The sequence below is a fragment of the Corallococcus sp. bb12-1 genome (assembly GCF_026626765.1).
Classification (GTDB): domain Bacteria; phylum Myxococcota; class Myxococcia; order Myxococcales; family Myxococcaceae; genus Corallococcus; species Corallococcus terminator.
The window spans coordinates 354,837-376,203 of the sequence record NZ_JAPNJZ010000001.1; the positions used below are offsets into that span (position 1 = coordinate 354,837).

At 69.3% G+C, this 21,367-nt stretch carries 22 protein-coding genes; 10 read left to right on the top strand and 12 right to left on the bottom strand.

What is annotated here, in order from left to right:
* The first annotated feature begins 112 nt into the window (after window positions 1-112).
* From OV208_RS01425 to OV208_RS01440, 4 genes are all read left to right on the top strand, one after another.
* Entirely contained in the window at window positions 113-2,761 is a 2,649-nt protein-coding gene (locus OV208_RS01425; RefSeq protein ID WP_267571974.1) for an efflux RND transporter permease subunit, read from the top strand.
* Between the two features lie 97 nt (window positions 2,762-2,858).
* Complete coding sequence (locus OV208_RS01430) at window positions 2,859-3,464, top strand: MXAN_6521/LA_1396 family lipoprotein (RefSeq protein ID WP_267571975.1); 606 nt, start codon at window positions 2,859-2,861, stop codon at window positions 3,462-3,464.
* A gap of 12 nt (window positions 3,465-3,476) precedes the next feature.
* Window positions 3,477-3,989 carry an MgtC/SapB family protein gene (locus OV208_RS01435; RefSeq protein ID WP_267571976.1) on the top strand — a complete coding sequence of 171 codons (513 nt, stop codon included), beginning with the start codon at window positions 3,477-3,479 and terminating at the stop codon, window positions 3,987-3,989.
* A gap of 31 nt (window positions 3,990-4,020) precedes the next feature.
* Window positions 4,021-4,419, top strand: a complete 399-nt coding sequence (locus OV208_RS01440) for a hypothetical protein (RefSeq protein ID WP_267571977.1) — start codon at window positions 4,021-4,023, stop codon at window positions 4,417-4,419.
* Between the two features lie 60 nt (window positions 4,420-4,479).
* Here the strand turns inward: OV208_RS01440 and OV208_RS01445 are convergent, their stop codons facing one another.
* The 9 genes from OV208_RS01445 to OV208_RS01485 form a co-directional block, all read right to left on the bottom strand.
* On the bottom strand, window positions 4,480-4,797 hold the full coding sequence (locus OV208_RS01445; RefSeq protein WP_267571978.1) for a hypothetical protein: 318 nt from the start codon (window positions 4,795-4,797) through the stop codon (window positions 4,480-4,482).
* An 89-nt stretch (window positions 4,798-4,886) separates the two neighbouring features.
* Complete coding sequence (gene ptsP / locus OV208_RS01450) at window positions 4,887-6,695, bottom strand: phosphoenolpyruvate--protein phosphotransferase (RefSeq protein ID WP_267571979.1); 1,809 nt, start codon at window positions 6,693-6,695, stop codon at window positions 4,887-4,889.
* Window positions 6,696-6,735: 40 nt separating this feature from the next.
* The gene (locus tag OV208_RS01455; protein WP_120541220.1) at window positions 6,736-7,014 is read right to left on the bottom strand and encodes an HPr family phosphocarrier protein; all 279 of its coding nucleotides are present in this window, start codon (window positions 7,012-7,014) and stop codon (window positions 6,736-6,738) included.
* Between the two features lie 32 nt (window positions 7,015-7,046).
* The gene (locus OV208_RS01460) at window positions 7,047-7,829 is read right to left on the bottom strand and encodes a PTS system mannose/fructose/sorbose family transporter subunit IID (protein ID WP_267571980.1); all 783 of its coding nucleotides are present in this window, start codon (window positions 7,827-7,829) and stop codon (window positions 7,047-7,049) included.
* On the bottom strand, window positions 7,826-8,542 hold the full coding sequence (locus tag OV208_RS01465) for a PTS sugar transporter subunit IIC (protein ID WP_267571981.1): 717 nt from the start codon (window positions 8,540-8,542) through the stop codon (window positions 7,826-7,828). The genes OV208_RS01460 and OV208_RS01465 overlap by 4 nt, the downstream gene beginning before the upstream one ends.
* A 4-nt stretch (window positions 8,543-8,546) precedes the next feature.
* The gene (locus tag OV208_RS01470) at window positions 8,547-9,032 is read right to left on the bottom strand and encodes a PTS sugar transporter subunit IIB (protein WP_267571982.1); all 486 of its coding nucleotides are present in this window, start codon (window positions 9,030-9,032) and stop codon (window positions 8,547-8,549) included.
* A gap of 33 nt (window positions 9,033-9,065) precedes the next feature.
* On the bottom strand, window positions 9,066-9,488 hold the full coding sequence (locus OV208_RS01475) for a PTS sugar transporter subunit IIA (RefSeq protein WP_120534882.1): 423 nt from the start codon (window positions 9,486-9,488) through the stop codon (window positions 9,066-9,068).
* Window positions 9,489-9,902: 414 nt separating this feature from the next.
* Window positions 9,903-10,823, bottom strand: a complete 921-nt coding sequence (locus OV208_RS01480) for an NAD+ kinase (protein WP_267571983.1) — start codon at window positions 10,821-10,823, stop codon at window positions 9,903-9,905.
* 26 nt (window positions 10,824-10,849) lie between these two features.
* Window positions 10,850-11,917 carry an SPFH domain-containing protein gene (locus tag OV208_RS01485; RefSeq protein WP_420714945.1) on the bottom strand — a complete coding sequence of 356 codons (1,068 nt, stop codon included), beginning with the start codon at window positions 11,915-11,917 and terminating at the stop codon, window positions 10,850-10,852.
* A 152-nt stretch (window positions 11,918-12,069) separates the two neighbouring features.
* On the opposite strand from OV208_RS01485, the gene OV208_RS01490 reads away from it, so the two are divergent.
* Both OV208_RS01490 and OV208_RS01495 read left to right on the top strand, forming a co-directional pair.
* On the top strand, window positions 12,070-13,473 hold the full coding sequence (locus OV208_RS01490; RefSeq protein WP_267571985.1) for a general secretion pathway protein GspE: 1,404 nt from the start codon (window positions 12,070-12,072) through the stop codon (window positions 13,471-13,473).
* A gap of 28 nt (window positions 13,474-13,501) precedes the next feature.
* Window positions 13,502-14,338, top strand: a complete 837-nt coding sequence (locus OV208_RS01495; RefSeq protein ID WP_267571986.1) for a class I SAM-dependent methyltransferase — start codon at window positions 13,502-13,504, stop codon at window positions 14,336-14,338.
* 34 nt (window positions 14,339-14,372) lie between these two features.
* Here the strand turns inward: OV208_RS01495 and OV208_RS01500 are convergent, their stop codons facing one another.
* Window positions 14,373-15,659: an ATPase, T2SS/T4P/T4SS family gene (locus OV208_RS01500; RefSeq protein ID WP_267571987.1), complete on the bottom strand. Its 1,287-nt coding sequence runs from the start codon at window positions 15,657-15,659 to the stop codon at window positions 14,373-14,375.
* A 170-nt stretch (window positions 15,660-15,829) separates the two neighbouring features.
* On the opposite strand from OV208_RS01500, the gene OV208_RS01505 reads away from it, so the two are divergent.
* Window positions 15,830-16,669 carry an imm11 family protein gene (locus tag OV208_RS01505; protein ID WP_267571988.1) on the top strand — a complete coding sequence of 280 codons (840 nt, stop codon included), beginning with the start codon at window positions 15,830-15,832 and terminating at the stop codon, window positions 16,667-16,669.
* Between the two features lie 19 nt (window positions 16,670-16,688).
* On the opposite strand, the gene rapZ is transcribed toward OV208_RS01505, so the two are convergent.
* Both rapZ and hprK read right to left on the bottom strand, forming a co-directional pair.
* Window positions 16,689-17,552: an RNase adapter RapZ gene (gene rapZ / locus OV208_RS01510; RefSeq protein WP_267571989.1), complete on the bottom strand. Its 864-nt coding sequence runs from the start codon at window positions 17,550-17,552 to the stop codon at window positions 16,689-16,691.
* Entirely contained in the window at window positions 17,549-18,514 is a 966-nt protein-coding gene (hprK, locus tag OV208_RS01515) for an HPr(Ser) kinase/phosphatase (RefSeq protein ID WP_267571990.1), read from the bottom strand. Before hprK ends, rapZ begins: the two co-directional genes overlap by 4 nt.
* 9 nt (window positions 18,515-18,523) lie before the next feature.
* On the opposite strand from hprK, the gene OV208_RS01520 reads away from it, so the two are divergent.
* The 3 genes from OV208_RS01520 to OV208_RS01530 all read left to right on the top strand — a co-directional run bounded on the left by OV208_RS01520 (window position 18,524) and on the right by OV208_RS01530 (window position 21,353).
* On the top strand, window positions 18,524-20,047 hold the full coding sequence (locus tag OV208_RS01520) for a hypothetical protein (RefSeq protein ID WP_267571991.1): 1,524 nt from the start codon (window positions 18,524-18,526) through the stop codon (window positions 20,045-20,047).
* Window positions 20,048-20,118: 71 nt separating this feature from the next.
* Window positions 20,119-20,469 carry a histidine triad nucleotide-binding protein gene (locus OV208_RS01525; RefSeq protein ID WP_267571992.1) on the top strand — a complete coding sequence of 117 codons (351 nt, stop codon included), beginning with the start codon at window positions 20,119-20,121 and terminating at the stop codon, window positions 20,467-20,469.
* A 110-nt stretch (window positions 20,470-20,579) separates the two neighbouring features.
* Window positions 20,580-21,353 carry a YoaK family protein gene (locus OV208_RS01530; protein ID WP_267571993.1) on the top strand — a complete coding sequence of 258 codons (774 nt, stop codon included), beginning with the start codon at window positions 20,580-20,582 and terminating at the stop codon, window positions 21,351-21,353.
* Window positions 21,354-21,367: the final 14 nt, after the last annotated feature.

The following is a 21,367-nucleotide window of genomic DNA, read 5'->3' on the forward strand; positions in this document are numbered from 1 at the left end:
GTCGCGGTTATTCCCTGGCTTTGAGAGGTCCCGGCTCGGGCGGAGGTCGGGCGGACAGGCATGCCCGGCATTGCTTCCGGGCGGGGTGTTTTGTCGATAGGGTCCCGCGCCCATGAGCGGCAATCCCTCCTCGCATCCCCCGCCTCGCCTCGCCGTCGCCTACGCCGAGATGCTGGTCCGTCGTCCCGGCACCGTGATGACCGTGCTGCTGTTGCTGCTCGGCCTGGCGGTCTGGGGCACGTCGAAGCTCACCATCAATTCGAACCAGCTGGACCTCATCTCCCAGGACCTCCAGGAGGTGAAGGACGTCAAGCGCGTCATCGACATGGTGGGCGGCAGCGGCTTCTTCATGGTCGCGCTGCGCGGCGATGACGAGGCCACGCTCAAGCGCGTCGCGGACGACCTGGCCGTGATGGTGGGCAAGGACAAGGAGCACGCGCGCTCGCTCACGTACAAGATTCCCGTCGAGTTCGTGCAGCAGAACATGGTGCTGTTCATCAAGACGGAGGACCTGGCCGAGGGCAAGCGCCGCATCATGGCGTTCCTCAAGGATCAGATCCGCCGCAGCAACCCGTTCTACATCGAGATCAAGAAGACGGAGCCGGTGAAGCTGGACCTGCAGGACCTGGTCGACAAGTACTCCAGCGTTGGCAACAAGAGCATCGCGGACGACTACTACATCTCCCAGGACCGCAAGCTGCTGCTGCTCCTCATCAAGCCGATGTGGGACACGAACCAGATTGGCCAGACGAAGGACTACGTGGAGAAGCTGCGCAAGGACCTGGCGGACTACTCCAAGTCCAACGCCGCGGGCGTGCAGGTGGTGGAGGACTACTACAAGATGGGCGACAAGAAGACGGTCGCCTACGGCTTCACGGGTTCCTACAAGACGGCGGTGGACGACTCGTACGCCATCGAGGAGTCGCTCCAGCCGGTGACCATCCTGGCGCTGGTCGCCATCTTCGCCATCACCATCGCGTTCTTCCGCAAGTGGGCGCCCACGCTCATCGTGGTGAGCGGCACGGTGGCGGGCACGCTGTACACGCTGGGCTTCACCTACGTGGCGGTGGGTGAGCTGAACATGATCACCTCCATCCTGGGCGGCATCCTGATGGGGTTCGGCATCGACTACGGCATCCACTTCATCTTCCGCACGCGCCTGGAGCTGGGCGCGGGCAAGCGCTACGACGTGGCCATCCGCGACGCGGTCATCAACGCGGGCCGTCCGGCGATGGTGTCCGCGGTGGTGGTGGCGGGCTCCTTCTTCGTGCTGATGGTGAGCGACTTCAAGGGCTTCTCCCAGTTCGGCTTCCTGGCCGGCACGGGCACGCTGCTGCTGGGTGTGACGCTGTTCTCCTGGTGCCCGGCGCTGCTGGCGCTGGCGGGCCGCAGGAACCCGGAGCTGCCGCAGAAGCTGATTGGCGTGATGAAGCCGCCGGCGGTGAACAACGCCTCCGGCAACGAGATGCGCATCCCGCGTCCGGGCCTGGTGCTGGCGGTGGGCTGCGTGGTGGTGGCGGTGGTGTGCGGCGCGGCCATCCCGTGGAAGGACGGCGAGCCCCCCGCGGGCGCGGACTTCTTCACGCGCCTGCCGTACGGCGTGCGCTTCAACTACAACACCCGCGCGCTGATGCCGGCCAACCAGCCGTCGGTGGTGTTGCAGGATGAAATCAACGACCGCTTCAAGATCGCCAGCGACCCGTTGGCCATCTACACCAAGGACCTGGCGGAGACGGAGGCCCTCTACAAGGAGTTGACGGCCGACCCGAAGAAGCGCCCCACCATCTCCCAGGTGATGAGCCTCTTCACCTTCGTGCCGCCGGAAGGCATCGCGCAGGCGAACACGAAGATTCTGGAGGAGTGGCAGGCGGAGCTGAAGGACATCGAGGTGTCGGCGCTGCCGCCGGAGACGCAGGAGAAGGCGCAGCTGTTCCTGAAGATGCTGGAGGCGCGCCCCTTCGACGTGCACCACGTGCCGGAAATCTACGCCACGCAGTTCCGCCACCTGCCCAGCACCCACCCGGAGAACCACGGCTACCTCACGTTCATCTACCCGAGCGTGGACCTGTGGGACGGCAAGCAGATGCTCCAGTTCGCGGACCAGACGCGCTCCATCAAGGGCATGGTGACGCCGGGCAAGTTCACGGACGGGCCCCAGGGCACGCCGGTGGAGAAGGAGTTCCGCGCCGCGGGCGCCACGCAGTTGTACGCGTCGCTGGCGCGCATGGTGCTGAAGGACGCGAAGCTCACCATCATCCTCACCGCGCTGTGGATCCTGGCGATGCACTTCGCGGACTTCCGCAACGCGAAGCTGGCGCTGGCGTCCGTGATTCCGCTGACGGTGGGCCTGGCGATGATGCTGGGCTTCATGGCGCTGTTCGACCTGCGCCTGAACTTCATGAACGTCATCATCCTGCCCATCCTGCTGGGCTTCGGCGTGAGCCACGGTCTGTACCTGCTGCACCGCTTCCTGGAAGGCACGTCCCCGCTGGTGGCGCTGCGCAGCGTGGGCGCGGCGGTGGCGTCCTCCACCCTGACGGCGGTGGCGGGCTTCGCGGCGCTGCTGGTGGCCGGCCACAACGGCGTGCGCTCCATGGGCATCATCGCCTGCATCGGCCTCATCACCACGCTGCTGGTGTCCTTCACGGTGCTGGCGGCGGTGATGCAGCTCATGCACGACAAGCGGCAGCGTGACGCGGGCCGCTCACCGTCGAACGGTTCGGCGGGCGGCGGCGACGCGTCTTCCACACGCGCGGCCTGACAGCGCGGAAGAAGCGCTTAATATCCCGCGCGGACTTCGGCCCCGCCTTCCTCAGCCAAGGGGAAGCGCGGGGCTTCTTCTTGAGGAGCTTCAAGCCATGGGGACGTTCAAGCGACTGGGGCCGGTGCTGGGCCTGATGATGCTGGCGGGCTGTGCGAGCGCGGTGAAGAGCCAGCGGCTGCGCGCGGACTACGCGACGGTGGACCGGCAGCAGGTGAAGCGGCTGGCGGTGGTGACGCAGCCGTTCCCCCCGGGCAAGCAGTACGTGGGCGACCTGTGGAGCCTCATCGCGCGGCAGTGGCTGAACCAGAACCGGGACTTCCTGGTGAAGGAGAACACGTCGCTGCCGGAGCGGCCCACCGACCTGGCCTTCAAGGACCAGTGCGTGGAGGGGATTGAAGGCGTGCTGTGGTTGGATCCGCAGGTGAAGCAGGTGGGGGAGGGAGCGGAGGTGGCGCTCAAGGCGCAGCTCATCCGCTGCCGCGACGGCGAAGAGGTGTGGGCGGCGGAGTCGGCGGGGAGCTGGGATTCGAAGGACGAGAAGTACAACGAGCGCGCGGAGCAGTACGTGAAGGAGCTGGGGCCCGACGTGGCGCCCTACGTGGTGCCTTCGTACAAGCTGCTGGTGGCGACGCTGGACACGCTGCCCAATCCCGAACTGAACGAAGCGGACAAGGACGAGAAGATCGAGCTGGGCGAGTAGCGTAGCGCCCGAGTGGACTCCTTCGTCATCATCGGCCGGTTGGTGCTGGCCACGTTCCTGGGCGGCATCCTGGGCGTGGAGCGCGAGGCGCGCAGCCAGAATGCGGGGCTGCGCACGCACACGTTGGTCGCGCTGGGGTCGTGCTGCTTCACGCTCTCCAGCATCTACACGGAGTGGATGCTCCAGCCGGGCGTGTCGCCCGGCGGGTCGCAGGCGGACATCAGCCGCATCGCCAGTCAGATTGTCGTGGGCATCGGCTTCCTGGGCGCGGGCGTCATCCTGCGCCACGGGGGCGCGGTGAAGGGGCTCACCACCGCGGCCAACCTCTGGGTGACCGCGGCGGTGGGACTGGCCTGCGGACTGGGGATGTACGTGGCGGCGGGTGTCACGGTGGGACTGGCGCTGCTGTCCCTGGTGGTGCTGCGCCCCCTGGCCCGGTTCCTGACACCGCTGCCCGGACGCCACGGCAGAAAGCACGCCGAAGAAGGGGACCCTGCCGATGGCGAGGATCCCCGTCCGAAGTGAAGCAACGTCCGTCCTCTGGGAGCGAAGACACATGAAGAACATGGGACTGGCGGCGCTGCTGTTCACGGTGACAGCCTGCATGCACCGTCCGGCCCCGGTGGCGCCTCCGGAAATCGCCCAGGGCATCCAGTTTCCGGAGTGGAGCAAAGCTGCGTCGACCACGGTGCAGGGTCCTCAACTCAAGGCCCTTCAAATCGCGTTGGACGACTTCATGCCTCCGGGAAGGAACACCCCTGGCGACGCGGACCCGATGACGCGATGCCTGTTCCAGCTCACGACCTATGACGCCTGGGTCCAGCCCGGCGACAAGATGACCTTCATCCACTTCACGCCCCTGGAAGATGAGCGCTGCGGGCTCAGGTCGGAGGTCATGGACGCCGGCGCGAGCTACGCCATCAGCGACGACGGGGTCATCCTCAAACGCGAATGAGTCGCGAGGAAGCTCGCGCTTCCTCACGGCCCGGTCCCGAAAAAGCGCCGGTGCCCCGCCCTACTCCATGGGAACCAGTGCGCCCGTCAGGTCGTGCGTGTAGGCCACCGGGCGGTGCGGCTTGAGGGCGCTGTCATCCTCGGCGGCTCCGCCTTCGGCCAGCACGGCGCCTGGAAGGTGCGCCAGGTCCCGGCGCAGGTAGACGTCATCCCCGTCCAGGTCCGCCACGTCGGAGAAACGCACCGGGTACTCCTTCTCGAAGACCCGTCCCTTCCCGATGGTGAAACCCCGGGGATCCACCGCGACGACGCCACCCAGGGCTTCCCCGTCCCGGTCCCGCACCGTCATGCCTCGCTGAATGTCCGCTGATTTGAACACGCTGCTGCCTCCTCCGTGTCCGTCCAAAGTGCGCATTCCCCCTGGAAACGGCGACCCCCCATTTGCTGCTGAAACGGGGGGACCGGGGCCTACATGGACTCGGGTTCCACGTCGCGCAGCGAGGTCAGCAGCGAGCCCTCCGGACCGCTGAAGCGCCGGTCCATCTCCGTGCGCACGTAGCGCTCGATCTCCTCCGCCGTGGTCAGCTCCATGGCGGCCTGGAGCATCTCCGTCGCCTCGCGGCGGCTCACCCGTCGCATCAGCCGCTTCACCACCGGAATCTGCCCGGACGTCATCGACAGCTCGTCGAAGCCCAGCGCCAGCAGCACCAGCGTGAAGAGCGGATCTCCCGCCATCTCGCCGCACATGGACACCGGGATGTTGGCGCCCTTCGCCGCGTCCACGATGCCGTGGAGCATGCGCAGCACCGACAGGTGCAGCGGCCGGTAGAGGTACGCCACCTCGCGGTTCTGGCGGTCGATGGCCAGCGAGTACTGGATGAGGTCGTTCGTCCCGATGGAGAAGAAGTCCGCTTCCTGCGCCAGCCGGTCCGCGATGGTCGCCGCGCTCGGCGTCTCCACCATGATGCCCACCGGGAAGCGCTTGCCCACCGGCACCCCGGCACGCCCCAGCGCCGTGCGGCACGCCTCCAGCTCGCTCCGGGCCTCGCGCAGCTCGCTCACCCCGCAGATGAGGGGGAACATCAGCCGCATGTTGCCGTGCACGCTCGCGCGCAAGAGCGCCCTGAGCTGCACCCGGAACAGCTCCCGGTTGGACAGGCAGTAGCGGATGGCCCTCAACCCCATGGCGGGATTGGGCTCCTTCTCATGCTTCGTCTTGCCCGGCACCTTGTCGCCGCCCAGGTCCAGCGTGCGGATGGTGACGGGACGGCCGCCCATCGCCTCCAGCACCTGCTTGTAGGCGCGGTAGTGCTCCTCTTCCGTGGGCGCCGTCTTCCGGTCCAGGAACATGAACTCCGTGCGGTACAGGCCAATGCCCTCCGCGCCGTGCGCCAGCAGCGAGGGGATCTCCTCCAGGAACTCCATGTTGCCGTTGAGCCGGATGCGGAAGCCGTCCGTGCTCACCGCCGGCTGGTCCTTCGTGCTGAGCGCCAGCTGCTCGCTCTCCTGGTAGCGGCGCTGCTCCTCGCGGAAGAGCGCCAGCTGGTCCTCGGACGGGTTCACCAGCACCACGCCGCGCGTGCCGTCCATCGCGATGAGGTCGCCCGGCGAAATCTGCTCGCTCGCGCGCCCCGCGCCCACCACCGCGGGCGTCTCCCGCGCGCGGGCCACGATGGCCGTGTGGCTCGTCTGGCCGCCCAGGTCCGTGACGAAGCCCGCGACGCGGCCGCTGCGCGCCATCATCGCCGCGTCCGCGGGCGGCAGGTCGTGCGCCACCACGATGGCCTCCGCGGGGACCTCCACCTCTTCATCCACCACCTGGCCCATCAGGTTGCGGATGATGCGGTCGGCCACGTAGTCCACGTCCGAACGACGCTCGCGGAAGTACTCGTCCGGGATGTTGTCGAACAGGTGCTTTATCTTCCGGGCCGTGCGGCGCACCGCCCACTCCGCGTTGATGCGGTCCTCCACGATGAGGCGGTTCACCTCATCCACGAGCATGGGGTCGTGGAGCATCAGCCGGTGCGCTTCCAGGATGAGGGCATGGTCGCTGCCCTCCGTGCGCGTAATCTGATCCTTCAGCTCCGCGAGCTGGCGGTCGGACAAATCAATCGCCGTCTTCATCCGCATCCGCTCCGGCTCCACCTCGGCGTCGGCGAGACGCAGCTTGGGCGTGCGGATGCGCTTGCGGTCCAGGATGAAGGCGTGGCCCACCGCTACGCCCGGGGAGGCGCCGATGCCCATCAGCCTGAGTGTAGGGGTGGCCTGGCTGCTCACGGTTCGGTTCCTGCCCTGGGGAGGGGTCTATCTTCCACGCTCACTGCGCTTCGCCAAAGCGATCCGCGATGAGCTTTTTCAATTCGGACAGGCACGCGTCCGCGTCCTCGCCCTTGCAGGTAATGGTCACCTGCACGCCCTGCCCCGCCGCGAGCATCAGCACGCCCATGATGGACTTGGCGTTCGCGCGGTTGCCTTCCGCGGCGATGGAGACCTCGCTCTTGAAGCGGTTGGCCACCTTGACCATCTGCGCCGCGGCCCGGGCATGCAGCCCTAGCGCGTTGACGATCTCGAATGTTCCCTGGGCCTCGCTCGGCATCACGACTCCTGCTGCTGCTGTGGTTCGTCCACTCAAAGAAAGGCCCCCGCCGCGCAGGCCAATCCCGCCGCGACATAGAGGACCACGTACGTGGGGACCCGGCGGCTGACAGCCACGTAGGCCAGCACCCCCACCGCCAGACAACCCACCGACAGGAACGCCGCCCAGGTGCCGCCCGCCGTCGCCCCGAAGCTCACCGCCAGCCACGCCGCGAGCCCACCCGCGCTCGCGGCCGCCACGCCCCTGAGGCGCGCGCCCTTGGCCGGAAGGTTCACCCGCGCCACCGCCTCCACCAACCGGTCCCCCAGGCTCAGCCCCAGCCAGTACAGCCGGATGCGCAGGAGCAGGTGCACCAGGTTGTAGAGCACCAGGAAGAGCGCCACCGCCCACACGCCCAGCAGCGGCACCATCGCCGCGCACAACCCGCCCACCGCGGGCTTGAGCGACAGCCAGAAGAACCCGTCTCCCAGCGCCGCCAGCGGCCCCATCAGCGCCGCCTTGAAGCTCACCACGCGGTCCGGCGTCTCCTCGCCCCGGGCAATCTTCCGCTCGTGGTTGACGACGCCGCCCACGATGGCCGCCGCCACGTATGGGTGCGTGTTGAAGAAGACCAGGTGCCGGCGCACCGCCGCCTCGCGCAGGGGCCCCGGCGGGTACAGCCGCTCCAGCGCGGGATACACCGCGTACGCGAGCCCCAGGTTCTGCATCCCCTTGGGGTTCCACGACGCCTGGAGGAAGAGCGAGCGCAGGAACACGCGCAGCACCGTGCCGCGCGACAGCCGCGCCGGCGGATGAACGGGCGCGCTCGCCGTCATGGCCGCTCCTGGAGTTTGGAGAGGACCACCGCCACCGTGACGCCCACCGCGGCGAGCCCCGCGAACAGGGGCGCGCGCTTCGCGTGGCTGCTTTGCGCCGCGATGGCCGCCGCCACGCAGGCCATGGCCGGGTACGCCCACGCCAGCCCCCGCACCAGCCCCTGCGGCAGCACCGCCAGCACGGGCTCCAGGAAGAAGCCCGCCAGCGCGCACGCGCCGGTGATGGCGCCGTAGCCCACGAAGTGCGGCCACATGCCCCACAGGTTCTGGCGCATGGCGCGCGTGAGGTTGCCGGCCTCCGCGGACGCCAGGGCCACGCGGGCGAGGCGCGCGGAGTAGCCCTCCAGCAGCCGGTCCAACCTCCGCCCCACCCGGCCCAGGCCGATGAAGAGCAGGACGGCCAGCGACCAGATGGCGGGCGTGGAGCCCGCGCCGGTGGCGGCCGTCAGCGTGGCGGCGGCGGCGGCGGTGCCGGTGGCCGCCAGCGTGTCGTTCTCCGGCAGCGACGCGCCCAGGTTGGCGGTGCCCAGGTAGAACAGCTCCAGGAGCATGCCCACGGACAGGCCGCTGCCCACGTCACCCAAGAGCGCGCCCATGAACGTGGCGGCCACCAGGGGCCGGGACAGCATGGCCTGCAGGAACGCCTTGCGCTCCACGGCCACCAATCCGCCCCAGAGACACGCGAGCGCCACCTGGGTCCAGCCGACGTTCACCGGTTCACCCGGCCTTCGACCAGCGCTCGGTCAAATCGGGCAGGTCCACCGACTTCTCCGCGGGCACCGCGCGCGCCTCCACGCGCACGCCCTGTTCGGAGAGCTGCTGGAGGGCCTGGAGCTCACCTTCCGCCAGGAAGACGGACGGCGACACCTGACGGCGGCCGGTGCCGAAGTGCACGTTGCCCAGGTTGAGCTGATCCATCACCAGCCCGTGCTGGAAGGCGAACGGCACGGAGGAGACATCCCTCAGGAGCACCAGGGTGCGGACGCCGTCCTTCGACAGGGCGACGAAGTCCACCTGGGCCAGGGGGAGGATCTGCACTTCGATGGCGCTTTGCACGGCGAGCGCCATCGCGGCGCGAATGAGGGGACTGGAAGCGGCCTCATCATCCGCCACCACCACGCGGGACACCTTGAGGTGGGGAAGCCAGGCCTCAACGACCTGGCCGTGGATGAGGCGGTTGTCGACGCGGACCAGGGTGATCACGGCAGTCTCGAATCGCCGACCCGCGCGGGTCCGTCAAGTTCGCGGCTGCTGCTGAGCCTCGCGAAGCAGGGCGGACGCACAGGTGATGTTGCGCTGGCCGTACGACGCCAGCTGGTTGGCCATCTCCGAAAGGGCCATCTGCTCCGAACGGAGCGAATTGGCCTTCAGCAGCATGGGCAGATTGACGCCGGCCAGGACTTCCAGATTCATCCGCTGACACATCATCAGCGATTCCTTACAGGGCGTACCTCCGAACAGGTCGGCCATGATGATGACGCCGTCCCCTTCGTCCACGGTCTTGACGGCCAGCTTCATCTTGGCGCGAAGGTCCTCGACAGGGGCCCCCGGCTCGATGCTGCAAGTCGCCACCGCGGGCAGCTTGCCCACGATCTGCTCCGCGGTTGAGACCAGCTCATCCGCCAGACGTCCATGCGATGCGATGACGAGGCCGACCATGATCACCCCTGACCAACCCCCCGGAGATTTTGCGTTCCTACGCCCATCAACGACGTGACGCAACTCCGGTGAGTTTTTCGCCTGCACCTGGGACCGCTACACCCCAACCGCTTCGACTTGAAGGTAAGGCGACTGCGCTCACCATGCCTGGAATTTCAGGTCCGGGGAAGGGACGGGATGTCGTCTGCCGGACGGGGGAACGGGCGCGATTCCCCCACACTTGAAGAGATGCCCTGCCGTCCCAGACGGTGCGTGCCCCGAGGGACGAGGCCGCCGTTCCCGCTCGGTGGGTAGGAAGGCAGCCGAGCTTCTTCTGTGTCCAGGGCGCCTGGCGCCTGGAAACAATGGGATGGGACGAGGGTCCAGGGGTACTCGGCAGACCGGGGTGCGGGGACCTGTAACGTCGGGTGTGTTTCAGGGCACGACCAGGCGCGCCCGCTGCTCGGCCGGACGGATGCGCACGGTGGCGCCCGCGCCAAAGGTGAGGAAGTCCTCCTCCATGCCGTCGCTGAAGATGACGCCGCCCTGGGGCATCCGCGATTCGAGCACCAGTTCGTCCTTCGAGGTGACGAAGCCGCCGACGATGTCCGCGCTGGAGTGGCGGCTGACGAAGGGCTCGCGCACGATGAAGGCCAGCCGCGCCTCCTCCCACCCGAGCTTCCAGGGCTGCCCCGGCGTCCCGCCCGTCTGCTGGGTGAGGCCACGCGCCAGGGCGAACACCGACGACAGCCACCCGCTGGAGCCCGCGCCGGTGGACACGAGCACGCCGCTGGACGACTGCGCCTCCTGCTTCCCGCCGAAGCGCAACTGGTAGCGGGCGGAGACGTGCGTGCGAGCGCCGATGAACAGGTCGTTGAAGGCGAGCAGCCGCTGCCCATCCCCCAGTTTCGCCTCCGCGAGCTGCACCTGGCGGAAGTGTCCCCTGCCCTCCAGCACCCGTTGCACGGCGGCCCGGGTCTTCGCGGGGAGGAAGGGCAGGAGCACTCCGTCGAAGTGCTCGGGGTCCGGGTTGACGCCCACGAGCGGCTGGTTGCCCACGTACTTGGCCACGTTGGCGACCAGCCCGTCCTGCCCCACCGCCACCACGATCTCCTTGCCGGTGAAGAGGAAGGTGGGCACGAGCGAGCGGTCCACCTGCTGCACCGGCAACCCCACGTCCAGTTGCGCGCGCAGGGCGTCCACCGAGCGGCGGTACGTGTCGTCCTCTTCTTCAAAGCCCGTGAAGTCCTGGCCGGCGCGCTCCACGTAGAACTTCGCCTGCTTCTTCGTGTTGAAGCGCACCACCAGGTCCGACAACCGCGTCTTGCGCGTGACGAGCACCACCTTCTCGAACATGGCGTGCCTCTCTTGGCTTCAGGGGTTCAGCGGTCGCGCGGGTCGAAGGTCTGCACGGCCGCGCGGCCGGGCTTCGTGGGCTTGTGGCCAAGGCGGCCCGTGTTGGGGTCGATGTCCGGGGTCGGGTCGTTGCCGCGCGGGGGCGTGTTCGACATGAGCGAGCGCAGGAGGTCCGGGGACACGTTGAGCTCGCCGATGCGCTGGGCGTTCTCCCCCATCTCGCGGAAGGCCAGGGCGATGTTGAGCGCCGGGTCGCCGCCGTTGGACGAAGTGGCCATCAGCGTCCTCCAGTCCATGCCGCGCACGGGCGCGAGCGTCTGCTCCAGCGAGTACGCGCGCGCGTCCGCGGACTGGCGCTCGTTCTGGACCCAGCGCTCCATCAGGGCCGAGCGCTGCTCCTCCACCGCGATGTCCGCGGCCATCTTCGCCTCGCGAATCTGGCGCTGGCGCTCCTCCACCACCAGCTCCGTGGCCAGTTCGCTCTCCTTGATGCGCCGCTCCTGCTCCACGGCCGCGTTGCGACGGGCGTAGATGGCCTCGTCGGCTTCGCGCTGGAGCCCTTCGCGAGCGGCGGCCTCCAGGGCCCGCGCCATCTCCGGCGTGGGCTGGATGGAGAGCACCGAGAAGGCCATCACCTGCACACCCAGCGCCTTCACCGCCTCCGCCTCCGCGAGCCCCGCCAGCACCTTGGACTCCAGCGCGTCCGAGTGCACCAGCACCTCGCGCAGGCCCAGTGACTGCACCACCGCGCGGGCGCGCACCTGGGCGGCCTGCACCAGCCGGTCCGCCAGCTTCTCTGGATCGTCCGAGCGGTAGCGCCCGCCCGGCGTCACCGAGTAATCCAGCAGCCCCGCCAGCCGGCGCGGCTCCTCTACCCGATAGGTCAGCTGGCCCTGGAGGGTGACGGGCTGGAAGTCACGAGTGACCTCGTTGAAAGCGAACGGCACGTCCGCGCTCGACAGCGGCACCGACACCAGCGTCGTCGCCGGCTTCCAGTACAGGAAGGACAGGCCCGCTCCCTCGCGGACCACCTCCCCATCCCGGTACTGCATCACGTACGTGGTCGGCGTCGACTTCATGTACCCGAAGAACATCGGTGCTCCCCCTCACTCACTGCGTTCCATTCGTGTATTTCCGACACCATCTTAGTGTCATCACTACACGTTCGCAAATGGAAATGCGGAAACGGGGGTTTGTGACACGGATGCCGGTGGACTGGCGCGTCAGGGCGTCCTTGAATCGGGGCATGGCGCGCAAACTCGGGGAGCAGTTGGTCCTGGACGGGGTGTTGACCTCGGAGTTGTTGAACCGGGCGCTCGCGCGGCAGCAGGAGACGGGTCAGAAGCTGGGCGAGTGTCTGGTGCGGTTGGGCGTGGATGAGACGCCGGTGTTGCGGCTGCTCGCGCAGGAGTTGAAGACGCGCTTCGTGTCCACGGAGAAGCTGGCGCAGGCGAAGGTGGACCCTGCGCTGCTGGAGCGCGTGCCGGTGCGGCTGGCGGAGGGCTTCGACTTCATGCCGCTGCGGCTGGCGCAGGACGTATTGTACGTGGCCATCTCCGAGCCGCAGCGGGCGCGGGCGCTGGAGGAGATCGCCAAGACGGTGGGCGCCGCGCAGGTGCTTCCGTTCGTGGCGGTGCGCCGGTCCATCCGCGCGGCCATCCGCAAGCACTACTATGCGGATCCCCAGGCCTTCGAGCACCCACCGGAGGACCTGGTGTGTCCGCACTGCGGCGCGCCCAGCAAGCCAGGGGACTTCCAGTGCGCGCGCTGTGAGTTGCTGCTCGTGCGCAGCGTGGAGGACCTGCCGCCCCGGGACAACGTGTCGCTGGTGCGGGCGCTGCTGACGCAGCCGGAGCAGACGGGCGCGCGCGGGACGCCCCGGCCTCCTCAGGCGGAGGCGACGCGGGTGGTGTCCTTCCAGGCGAAGGCGCGGGCCGGGGCACCTCCGGTGCGGCCGGTGATTGTCGGTGGCCTGGACATCGCGCGCATGAACCTCAGTCCGTTCGAGGCGTATGTGCTGTCGCAGGTGGATGGACGCACGGCGCTCTCCGAGATGGCGCTCATCACGCAGGTCACCGAACTGGAGTTGCACGCGCTGTTCGAGTCGCTGTCGGAGCGTGGGGTGACGAAGCTGGTGGGCACGCTGGCCTCCGCGGAGGCGGAATCCAGGGGTGAGGCCGCGCCAGCGCCTGTCCAGACGGCACGGGCTGCTCCGGTGACGGTGGCTCCGGCAGCGGTGGCTCGGAGCGCGGCACCTGGCGCCAACGTGGCAGCGACGCGGACACAGGGGCCGTTGCCGTCCGTGACGTTGTCGGGGGCGCTCGCGTCGAAGCCCGCGGCTCCGCGTCAGGAGGATGCGCGTGAGGAGGTGCTCCAGCGCGTGGTGCGGCTGGAGCGCGCGGGCAAGATGACGGAGGCGCTGGACCTGCTGGAGCGCAGCATCGCGCTGATGGCCCAGCCCGCACCGCTCTACAACCGCATGGGGATGATCGTCCTCAACCACCACCGCGACTACACCCGCGCCTCCGCGTTCTTCCAGAAGGCCGCGGACCTGGAGCCGGAGAACAGCGTCTACACGATGAACCTGTACTCCGTGCTGTGCATCACCGCCGACGCCACCAACGCGGGCAAGAAGAAGCCCAAGCGCTGACCCCGCTCATCTCCCGCTCCGAGCTCCCATGCCTTCCCCTTCCGAGTCCTACCTGCTCGACTTCCATGGTCGCCTCGCGGGGGTGACCGCGCACTGGTTCGCGACCGCGTCCGTACAGCGGGAAGGAGCAACGTCTCCCTCCACATATTCGCTGCTGGAGGCGGTGGTGCCTCGGGATGCCGGGCCACGGGTCGTGCTCGATCTCGCCTGCGGCGATGGTCATCTGCTGGAGCTGCTCGCGAAGAGGGAGCAGTCGGGGCTGTCGTTGCTTGGGCTCGACATGAGCGAGCATGAGCTCGCGGCGGCACAGGCCCGGTTGAAGGGCGCTGCGACACTGCATCAGGGACGGGCGCAGGCGCTCCCGTTCGCGGATGCCAGCGTGGATGTCGTGCTGAGCCACCTGGCGCTCATGTTGATGGATGACGTGGAGACCGTCCTCGCGGAGCTCCGACGCGTGCTGAAACCCGGTGGGACGGTGTCCGTGGTCATCGGTGGCGACATGGTGCGCGGCGATGCGGTAGAGCGGTTCGCGGCACTCTTGCGCCCCTTGATCATGGCGGAGGCACAGCCGTGGCTGCCGCTGGGCGACCCACGGGTGCGTTCGGTCGAAGGGCTGAAGGGGCTCTTCCGCGATGGGTTCGGGGACGTCACGGTCCAGGACCTCATCGTCCAGGGGGATGGAGAGCCCCGTTCGGTCTGGGACTCGCTCCGCACGACGTATGACGCGGACCGGTTGTCTCCGGCGGCACGGGCTTCGCTCGAAGCCTCGTTCCTCCAGGCCGTGGAGCCCCTGCGACGCTCGGATGGCACCGTGTCCTGCCGCTGGGGCATGCGGCAGTTGACGGCCACATCACGGCTTCCTTGAGGCAAGGGAAGCGCTGCTCCTGCCCCAGCCTGAACTACGCAGGCGGCGTCCACGGGACGATTCGCAGCGCAGCGCCGTCTTCCGTGGGCTTCGCTTCGTGGAGCGTCATCGCGAAGGTGCCCGTCGCCGCGTCGCGCGTGTGGTGCACGATGAGCGGCACCATGGGAACTCCCGACATCGCTTCCGTCATCCAGGCGTAGCCGTCCTCCGGAGTCTTCGCCTCCAGCACGCATGCCGTGCCGTGCCCCGTGAGTGCTCCGTTGCAGAGGATTCGCAGGTCCTCCAGCGTGTGCACCTCGTCCGCGAAGAGCAGGTCCGGGTCCTGCCGCAGGAACGACCGCAACGCACGCGCCACCGTCAGCTCCTGCCCCACCCGCACCATGCCGATGGCGCCCCCCGTCCCACCCTTCGGCTCCTCCACCGCCGCCAGCGCATGCACGTTGTCCGGCAGCGCATCCATCAGGGCACGCAGGGTCGTGCTGCGGCCCGTTCCGGACGCCCCCGTGAGCAGCACCACCTGACCGTTGAAGAGCGCCTTGTTCAACTCCCGGAAGTACGTCTCCAGGAACGTGCCCGCGTCCTTCGCCAGCGGCAGGCTCGTGATGCTCGGGAACGCCTGACGCGTCTCGCGGCTTCTCGCCAGCGCCGTGGTCCATGTGCCCAGCGCGTCCTCGCGGAAGGACACCCGGAACATCAGCTCCGGATCAGCGGAGCCTGCCGGGAAGGACACAGTGCCCCGGTCGGGCAGCCTCGGATCCGCGCCGCGCTTCGCGTGGGCCACCAGGGCCTGCCCCAGCGGACGGTACAGGGCGTAATCGATGGGCTGCCGCACCGGCACCCGCTCCGAACCCAGCAACCCGACCCGGTCCGGAGAGTCCTCCCCGATGAAGAAGAACGTGATGCCCGCGTTGATCCGAAGCTTCCGCGCCGTCACCGCGCCAGCTTCGTCAGACTCGCCCGCGCCATCCGCCGCCTCGGCCTCCCCCGCATCGTCCCCGGCCTCGTCGGAGCCCTCCGCCGCCTCGGGAGCATCGGCCTCGCCCGCGTCGTCCTCGGCCGCGTCGGAGTCTTCCGCCGCCTCGGGGGCATCGCCCGAGTCGTCCTCGGCCTCGTCGTAATCCTCCGCCGCCCACACGGAGAACAGCGCCGCGCCCGTCCCTGCCGCCACCTCGAAGAGGGCCGCCGCCAGAGCCTCTGGCGTCGTCAGGGACGCGGGGACCCGCGCCGGCTTCCGGTCCGCCTTCTCCAACTGAGTCAGCAAGCTGGCGAACACAGCCTGCGGCGTGGACGGCGGGGCGGACTTCGGGTTCGGGTTCTTCATGGGATGCGGACGATGGCACGGCCCGTTCCACCCCGGCCATGACAGAAGGTGCGTCCCCCGCCCGCCCCGGCCGGCCCAGGTCCGTCCCGGCTGCAAGCCTGCCGCATGACCGAGCGAGTGGGCCTCACAAGGGGGATCCCCTCCAGCAGGCGCTTGGGTAACATCGCTTGATGTTCAGGCGTCTCACCAACGCGCTGCGACGGCTGTGGCGGAGGCCCACCGAAAGCAGCACCCCCGACCGGAAGGAACTGCCTGGAGGTACCGAGCCCGCCGTCCCACCCCGGCGCTCTCGCGCCTCGGTCGCGGAGGAGCCCTCCCCCCAGGCCCGGCACGGCACCAGCCGGCCCCGTCGTCCCGCCGTGCGCATCGTCGCGCAGGGCGGCACGTCCCGCGCGAACGTCCACAAGACGGCGCGCCGCAGCCTCCCCGCCCTCTTCTACGACCTGCACGACGACTTCCGCGTCCCCGGCCACTGGGAACCCGGCGACCCCCGGGGCCTGGATGACAAGGTCGTGGGCGATGTGTGGATGTTCACCGCCGGGCACACCGTCGCCGTCGACGGCCCCATGCGCATCCCCAATGAAGCCCGGATGTCCCCCCTGGACTTCTCGCTCGCCGGCGCGGGCCTCACGCCCGTGGTGCACCCTCGCGTGGCCGCCATCTTCGCGCGCCTCGCCCCTGACGACGTGCAATTGCTCCCCGTGGACATCGAGGGTCAGCGGGAGCAGTACTTCCTCCTCGTCGCCACGCGCCTCATCCGCTGCGTCGACGAACCAGCGTGCCTGGAGGCCCACCGCTACGGCCCCGGGGATGGCCTGCCCGAGCGCGTGGGCCAGTACCGCTCCGTGCGGGGCCTGCGCATCGACCCGACCCAGGTGGACCGCGCCCGCGTGTTCCGCCCCTGGGGCTGGCCCGTCACCCTCGTCGTGTCCGAGGCCGTGAAGGAAGCCCTCGAAAGGGAGGGCGTCACCGGCGCGCGCTTCACCCCGGTGACGGACACCCGGCACTGAAAAGCAGTGCCGGGCGCGGCTACTCCTTCTCGATGTCCCGGTCCCAGAGCTGCACGCGGCCGTAGTCCTCCGACAGCCGCTTCACCATCTCCGCCGCCAGCGCCACCGAACGGTGCTTGCCGCCCGTGCACCCCAGCGCCACCGTGAGGTACGCCTTGCCCTCCTTCTGGTAGCGCGGGAACAGGAACCGGCAGAGGTCCACGACCTTCTCGAGGAACTGCTGCGTCTCCTCGCGCTCCAGCACGTACGCGGACACCTTGGGCACCTTGCCCGTGAGCCCCTTCAACTCCGGCACGAAGTAGGGGTTGGGCAGGAAGCGCACGTCGAACACGAGGTCCGCCTGCGGCGGCACCCCGTACCGGTAGCCGAAGGACATGATGGACAGGCTGGGGCCCGTCGTCGGCTCCGGACTGAAGCGCCCCTGCACCATGCGCTTCAGGTCGTGCACGTTGAGCGCCGACGAGTCGATGACCTGATCCGCCAGCTCGCGCAGGTCCTTGAGGGCCTCGCGTTCCGCGTGGATGCCCTCCGCCACCGTGCCCTCCGGGGCCAGCGGGTGGCGGCGTCGCGTCTCGCTGAAGCGGCGCAGGAGGCTGTCGTCGCTGGAGTCCAGGAAGAGCACGTCCACCTGGTGGCCCGCGCGGCGCACGTCGGCCAGGATGCGAGGGGCGTCCTTGAGGAAGATGCCCTCACGGACGTCCATCACCAGCGCCATGCGCTCGATGTGGCCTCCTCCCGCAAGCTCCGTGAGCTTGGGTAGGAGGAGCACCGGCAGGTTGTCGATGCAGAAGAACCCGGCGTCCTCCAGCGCACGGATGGCGGTGGATTTTCCGGATCCGGACATGCCGGTGATGACGATGATCTGCTTCGCGGGGGCGGTCACTCGACCTCTTCTCCCAGATTGCGGCGCATCGCCCCCTGGGCGATGGCACGATTGAGTCGTTCGGCGAATTCCCTCGCCGAGTGGTGGCCCTGCAGCTTCAACAACTGATTGCGGGCCGCCACCTCCACGATGGTGGCCATGTTGCGTCCGGGACGCACGGGGACGACCGACAAAGGGATGTCCACGCCGACGATTTGCAGGTGCTTGTCCTCCACGCCCAGGCGGTCGTACTCCTGGTGCGGATCCCACTCCTGCAACTCGATGACAAGCTCTATCTTCTTCTGCTCCCTGACGGCGGACACTCCGAACAGGTCCTTGATGTTGATGATGCCCAGGCCGCGAATCTCCATGTGGTGCTTGATGACCGGGTTGCCCGCGCCGTAGACGGCCCCCTTCCTCCGGGTGACGTCCACGATGTCGTCCGCCACCAGCCGCTGCCCCCGCATCACCAGGTCCAGGGCGATTTCACTCTTGCCGATGCCGCTCTTGCCCAGGAGCAGGATGCCCACGCCGAACACGTCCATCAACACGCCGTGCAGGCTGCTGGACTCCGTGAGCGCATCCTCCAGGAACAGCTGCACGCGCTGGATGAACTCGCTGGAGAGCAGCGGCGTCTTCATCAGCGACAGGCCCGCGGCCTCGCACGCGTCCACCAGCGCCTTGGGCGCATCCAGCGCCTTGGTCACCACCACGCAGGCCAGGTCCTCCTCGCCGAAGAGCTTGGCCAGCGACGCGCGCTGCGCGTCCTCCGGCAGGGTGGCCAGGTAGGAGATCTCCGTGTTGCCGAACACCTGGACGCGGTGCGGGTGCAGGTGTTCGGTGAAGCCCGCCAGCGCCAGGCCCGGCTTCTGGATGCGCGAGGAGTCCACCGTGCGCTTCAGGCCCTGCGTGCCCGAAATCAGGGTGAGCCGCAGGTCGTGGCCCTCGTCCTCGAGGAGCTGGGAGATGCGAATGGATTTCATCGTCGGGACGTGGATATCACCCACCGGCCCCTGGAGGTGAACCCCACCGTGCCCCCTGATTCCCCCACCGCTGCTCCTGGAGTCCCGGCCGAAGCCCTGGCCGAGCGCCGCCTGGGTGGGGTGCTCCTGGTTGTCGCGCTCGTGGCCGGCGCGGCCTTCCGGCTGTACTGGGCGCTCCACGACGACGGCATCTACTGGCCGGACGAGGTCTACCAGAGCCTGGAGCCCGCCCACCGGCTCGTCTATGGCTATGGCCTCGTCGCCTGGGAGTTCATCGACGGCGCCCGGAACTGGGCCCTGCCGGGGCTGGTGGCGGGGCTGTTGGGGCTCGGCCGGCTGCTCGGTCTCACCGACCCCGCGGGCTACCTGGGACTGGTGAAGGGCTTCTTCGCGCTGGTGGGCACGGCGACGGCGTGGGCCACGTGGCGGCTTGGCCGGGTGTCCGGGGCGTCGTCGCTCGCGGCCTCCGCCGGGGCGGCCCTGTTCGCCCTGGCGTCGGTGCCCCTGTACTTCGCCCCCCGGGCGATGAGCGAGAACGCCTCCGTGCTGCCGGTGGTGCTGGGGCTGGCCCTGGCGCTGGCCCCGGGAGCCTCACGCCGGACCCTGGTGGTGGGGGCGTCCCTGCTGGGGCTGGCGGTGCTGCTGCGGCTCCAGAATGGCGTGTTCTGCCTGGGCCTGCTGGGCGTGCTGCTGGCACGGCGGCGGTGGCGCGAGGCGGGCGTGGCGCTGGCGGTGCTGTCCGGGTGGGCGCTGGCCTTTGGCCTGCTGGACAAGCTCACCTGGGGGCGGTGGTTCCACTCGGCCATCGTCTACCTGGACTTCAACGTGGTGCAGGGCAAGGCCGCCTCGTTCGGCACGAAGCCCTTCGAGTTCTACTTCCGCATCCTGGGCCGGGCGATGCCAGGGCTGTCCTTGCTCGTGGGCGCGCTGGCGTTGGTGGGGCTGCCCCGGGCGCGGGGGCTCGCGGCCGTGACGGCGGCCTTCCTGCTCCTGCACTCCTTGCAGCCGCACAAGGAGCTGCGCTTCCTGGTTCCGGCGCTGCCCCTGCTGGCGGCGCTGGCGGGCGTGGGCCTGGATTCGGCGCTGCGCGTGCTGCGCGGCTTCCCCGCGCGGGCCACGGCCACGGTGGGGGTGGTGGCGGCGGCGCTCCTTTCCGGCGCGAGCGCGGGAGCGCTCACCTTCCGCGAGCTGGGCCAGTACGAACACGCGCGCCCCAAGGACAGCGCGTGGGACGACCAGGGCCCGGTCAACCGGCTGCTGGAGGCCGCGGGCCGGCAGGACGACGTGTGCGGCCTGAAGGTGGAGACGGTGCACCAGGCGTGGACGGGGGGCTACAGCTACTTCCACCGGAACGTGCCGCTGTATCCCCACAACGGTCCGCCCCGGAATTCGCGCCGCTACAGCCACGTCATCACCCTGGCGGGCAACGAGGGCGCGGGCGCGACGGTGGCCCGGGACGGCCCGCTGGCGCTGGTGAAGCTGCCCGTGGGGGCCTGTGTGCCGGACCCCGGCTATTCGTGGCGGCTGCCTTGAGCGCGACGATTGGGCGGGATTGGGCGGCAAGGCCCTTTCCGCCCCACCCGGCGCGTTGCTAAGCCACGGCCATGTCCGAAGCCACCTGCCTCTTCTGCAAGATTCGCGAAGGCGCCATCCCGGCGAAGGTCGTCTACCAGGACGAGCACTGTCTGGCCTTCGAGGACATCAATCCCCAGGCCCCCATGCACGTGCTGTTCATCCCGCGCAAGCACATCGCCACGGTGAACGACCTCACCCCCGAGGACCGCGAGCTGGTGGGCAGCCTCTACATCGGCGCGGCGAAGCTGGCGCGCGAGCGGGGCTACGCGGACCAGGGCTACCGGGTGGTGATGAACACCGGGCCCAACGCGGGGCAGACGGTGTTCCACATCCACCTGCACCTGCTCGCGGGCCGTCCCCTCCACTGGCCTCCAGGCTAGCGGTTCGCTGTCGGAAACCCGCCGTCCGCGAGGACCGTGACAGGGCCCGGCGGCGGGTCTAGCGTTCCCGGGTGCGTGGCCCCCTTCTTCCCAGGGCGTGCCCGCCCTCCATGTTCAGTGCCCAGTCGTCGCCCGAGACACGCCGCGCCTATTCACGCCTCGCCCTGCTGCTGGCCGCCGTGGCCGGTGCGGTCAACGCCGTGGGGTTCGTCGCGCTGGGCGCGCACAGCTCCCACATGTCCGGGCACATGGCGACGCTCGGCGAGTCACTGGCGCTGGGGCACCGGGACGCAGGCTGGCTGTCCGCGCAGTTGATGGCGTCGTTCGTCGCCGGGGCCACGTGCGCGGCGGTGCTGCTGGATGCCTCGCGGCACCGCCCGAGGGGCCGGCACGTGTCCGCGCTGCTCCTGGAGGCGGTGGTGCTGGGCGGCATCGGCGTGGGGATGGCGGGCAGCGTGGGCGTGCGCGCGCCGGTGTTCCTGTGGGCGCTGGCCTTCGCCATGGGGTTGCAGAACGCGCTCGTCACCCGGCTGTCCGGCGCGGTGGTGCGCACCACGCACGTGACGGGGCTGCTCACGGACATCGGCATCCAGTTGGTGCAGATGATGGCGTGGGTGCGCGACGGCCTCCGGGGCGAGGGCGCGACGGGCCTCTGGCGCCGCCTGCGCGACCTGCCCTCCGCCGTGCAGTTCGAACGCACGCGGCTGCACGTGGGGCTGGCGCTGGCGTTCCTCGCCGGCTCCACGCTGGGCCCCTTCCTCTTCCTGCGCCACGGGGCGGTGACGCTGGCGCTGCCGTGCGCGGTGCTGGGCGTGCTCGCCGCGCTGGACGTGCGCCTGTCCGCGCTGCCCGGCACGGCGTCCTCCGCCGCGCCCGGCCGCTGAAAACAGGACGCTCC

What these genes read in the sequence shown, in the direction of transcription:
- hprK (WP_267571990.1), bottom strand. Translation starts at nt 18,514, where the DNA reads ATGAAATCCATTCGCATCTCCCAGCTCCTCGAGGACGAGGGCCACGAC.
- OV208_RS01485 (WP_420714945.1), bottom strand. Translation starts at nt 11,917, where the DNA reads ATGTTCTTCGGGTACATGAAGTCGACGCCGACCACGTACGTGATGCAG.
- OV208_RS01530 (WP_267571993.1), top strand. Translation starts at nt 20,580, where the DNA reads ATGTTCAGTGCCCAGTCGTCGCCCGAGACACGCCGCGCCTATTCACGC.
- OV208_RS01495 (WP_267571986.1), top strand. Translation starts at nt 13,502, where the DNA reads ATGCCTTCCCCTTCCGAGTCCTACCTGCTCGACTTCCATGGTCGCCTC.
- OV208_RS01525 (WP_267571992.1), top strand. Translation starts at nt 20,119, where the DNA reads ATGTCCGAAGCCACCTGCCTCTTCTGCAAGATTCGCGAAGGCGCCATC.
- OV208_RS01440 (WP_267571977.1), top strand. Translation starts at nt 4,021, where the DNA reads ATGAAGAACATGGGACTGGCGGCGCTGCTGTTCACGGTGACAGCCTGC.
- OV208_RS01480 (WP_267571983.1), bottom strand. Translation starts at nt 10,823, where the DNA reads ATGTTCGAGAAGGTGGTGCTCGTCACGCGCAAGACGCGGTTGTCGGAC.
- OV208_RS01475 (WP_120534882.1), bottom strand. Translation starts at nt 9,488, where the DNA reads ATGGTCGGCCTCGTCATCGCATCGCATGGACGTCTGGCGGATGAGCTG.
- OV208_RS01490 (WP_267571985.1), top strand. Translation starts at nt 12,070, where the DNA reads ATGGCGCGCAAACTCGGGGAGCAGTTGGTCCTGGACGGGGTGTTGACC.
- OV208_RS01500 (WP_267571987.1), bottom strand. Translation starts at nt 15,659, where the DNA reads ATGAAGAACCCGAACCCGAAGTCCGCCCCGCCGTCCACGCCGCAGGCT.
- OV208_RS01455 (WP_120541220.1), bottom strand. Translation starts at nt 7,014, where the DNA reads ATGCCGAGCGAGGCCCAGGGAACATTCGAGATCGTCAACGCGCTAGGG.
- OV208_RS01460 (WP_267571980.1), bottom strand. Translation starts at nt 7,829, where the DNA reads ATGACGGCGAGCGCGCCCGTTCATCCGCCGGCGCGGCTGTCGCGCGGC.
- OV208_RS01430 (WP_267571975.1), top strand. Translation starts at nt 2,859, where the DNA reads ATGGGGACGTTCAAGCGACTGGGGCCGGTGCTGGGCCTGATGATGCTG.
- OV208_RS01425 (WP_267571974.1), top strand. Translation starts at nt 113, where the DNA reads ATGAGCGGCAATCCCTCCTCGCATCCCCCGCCTCGCCTCGCCGTCGCC.
- OV208_RS01505 (WP_267571988.1), top strand. Translation starts at nt 15,830, where the DNA reads ATGTTCAGGCGTCTCACCAACGCGCTGCGACGGCTGTGGCGGAGGCCC.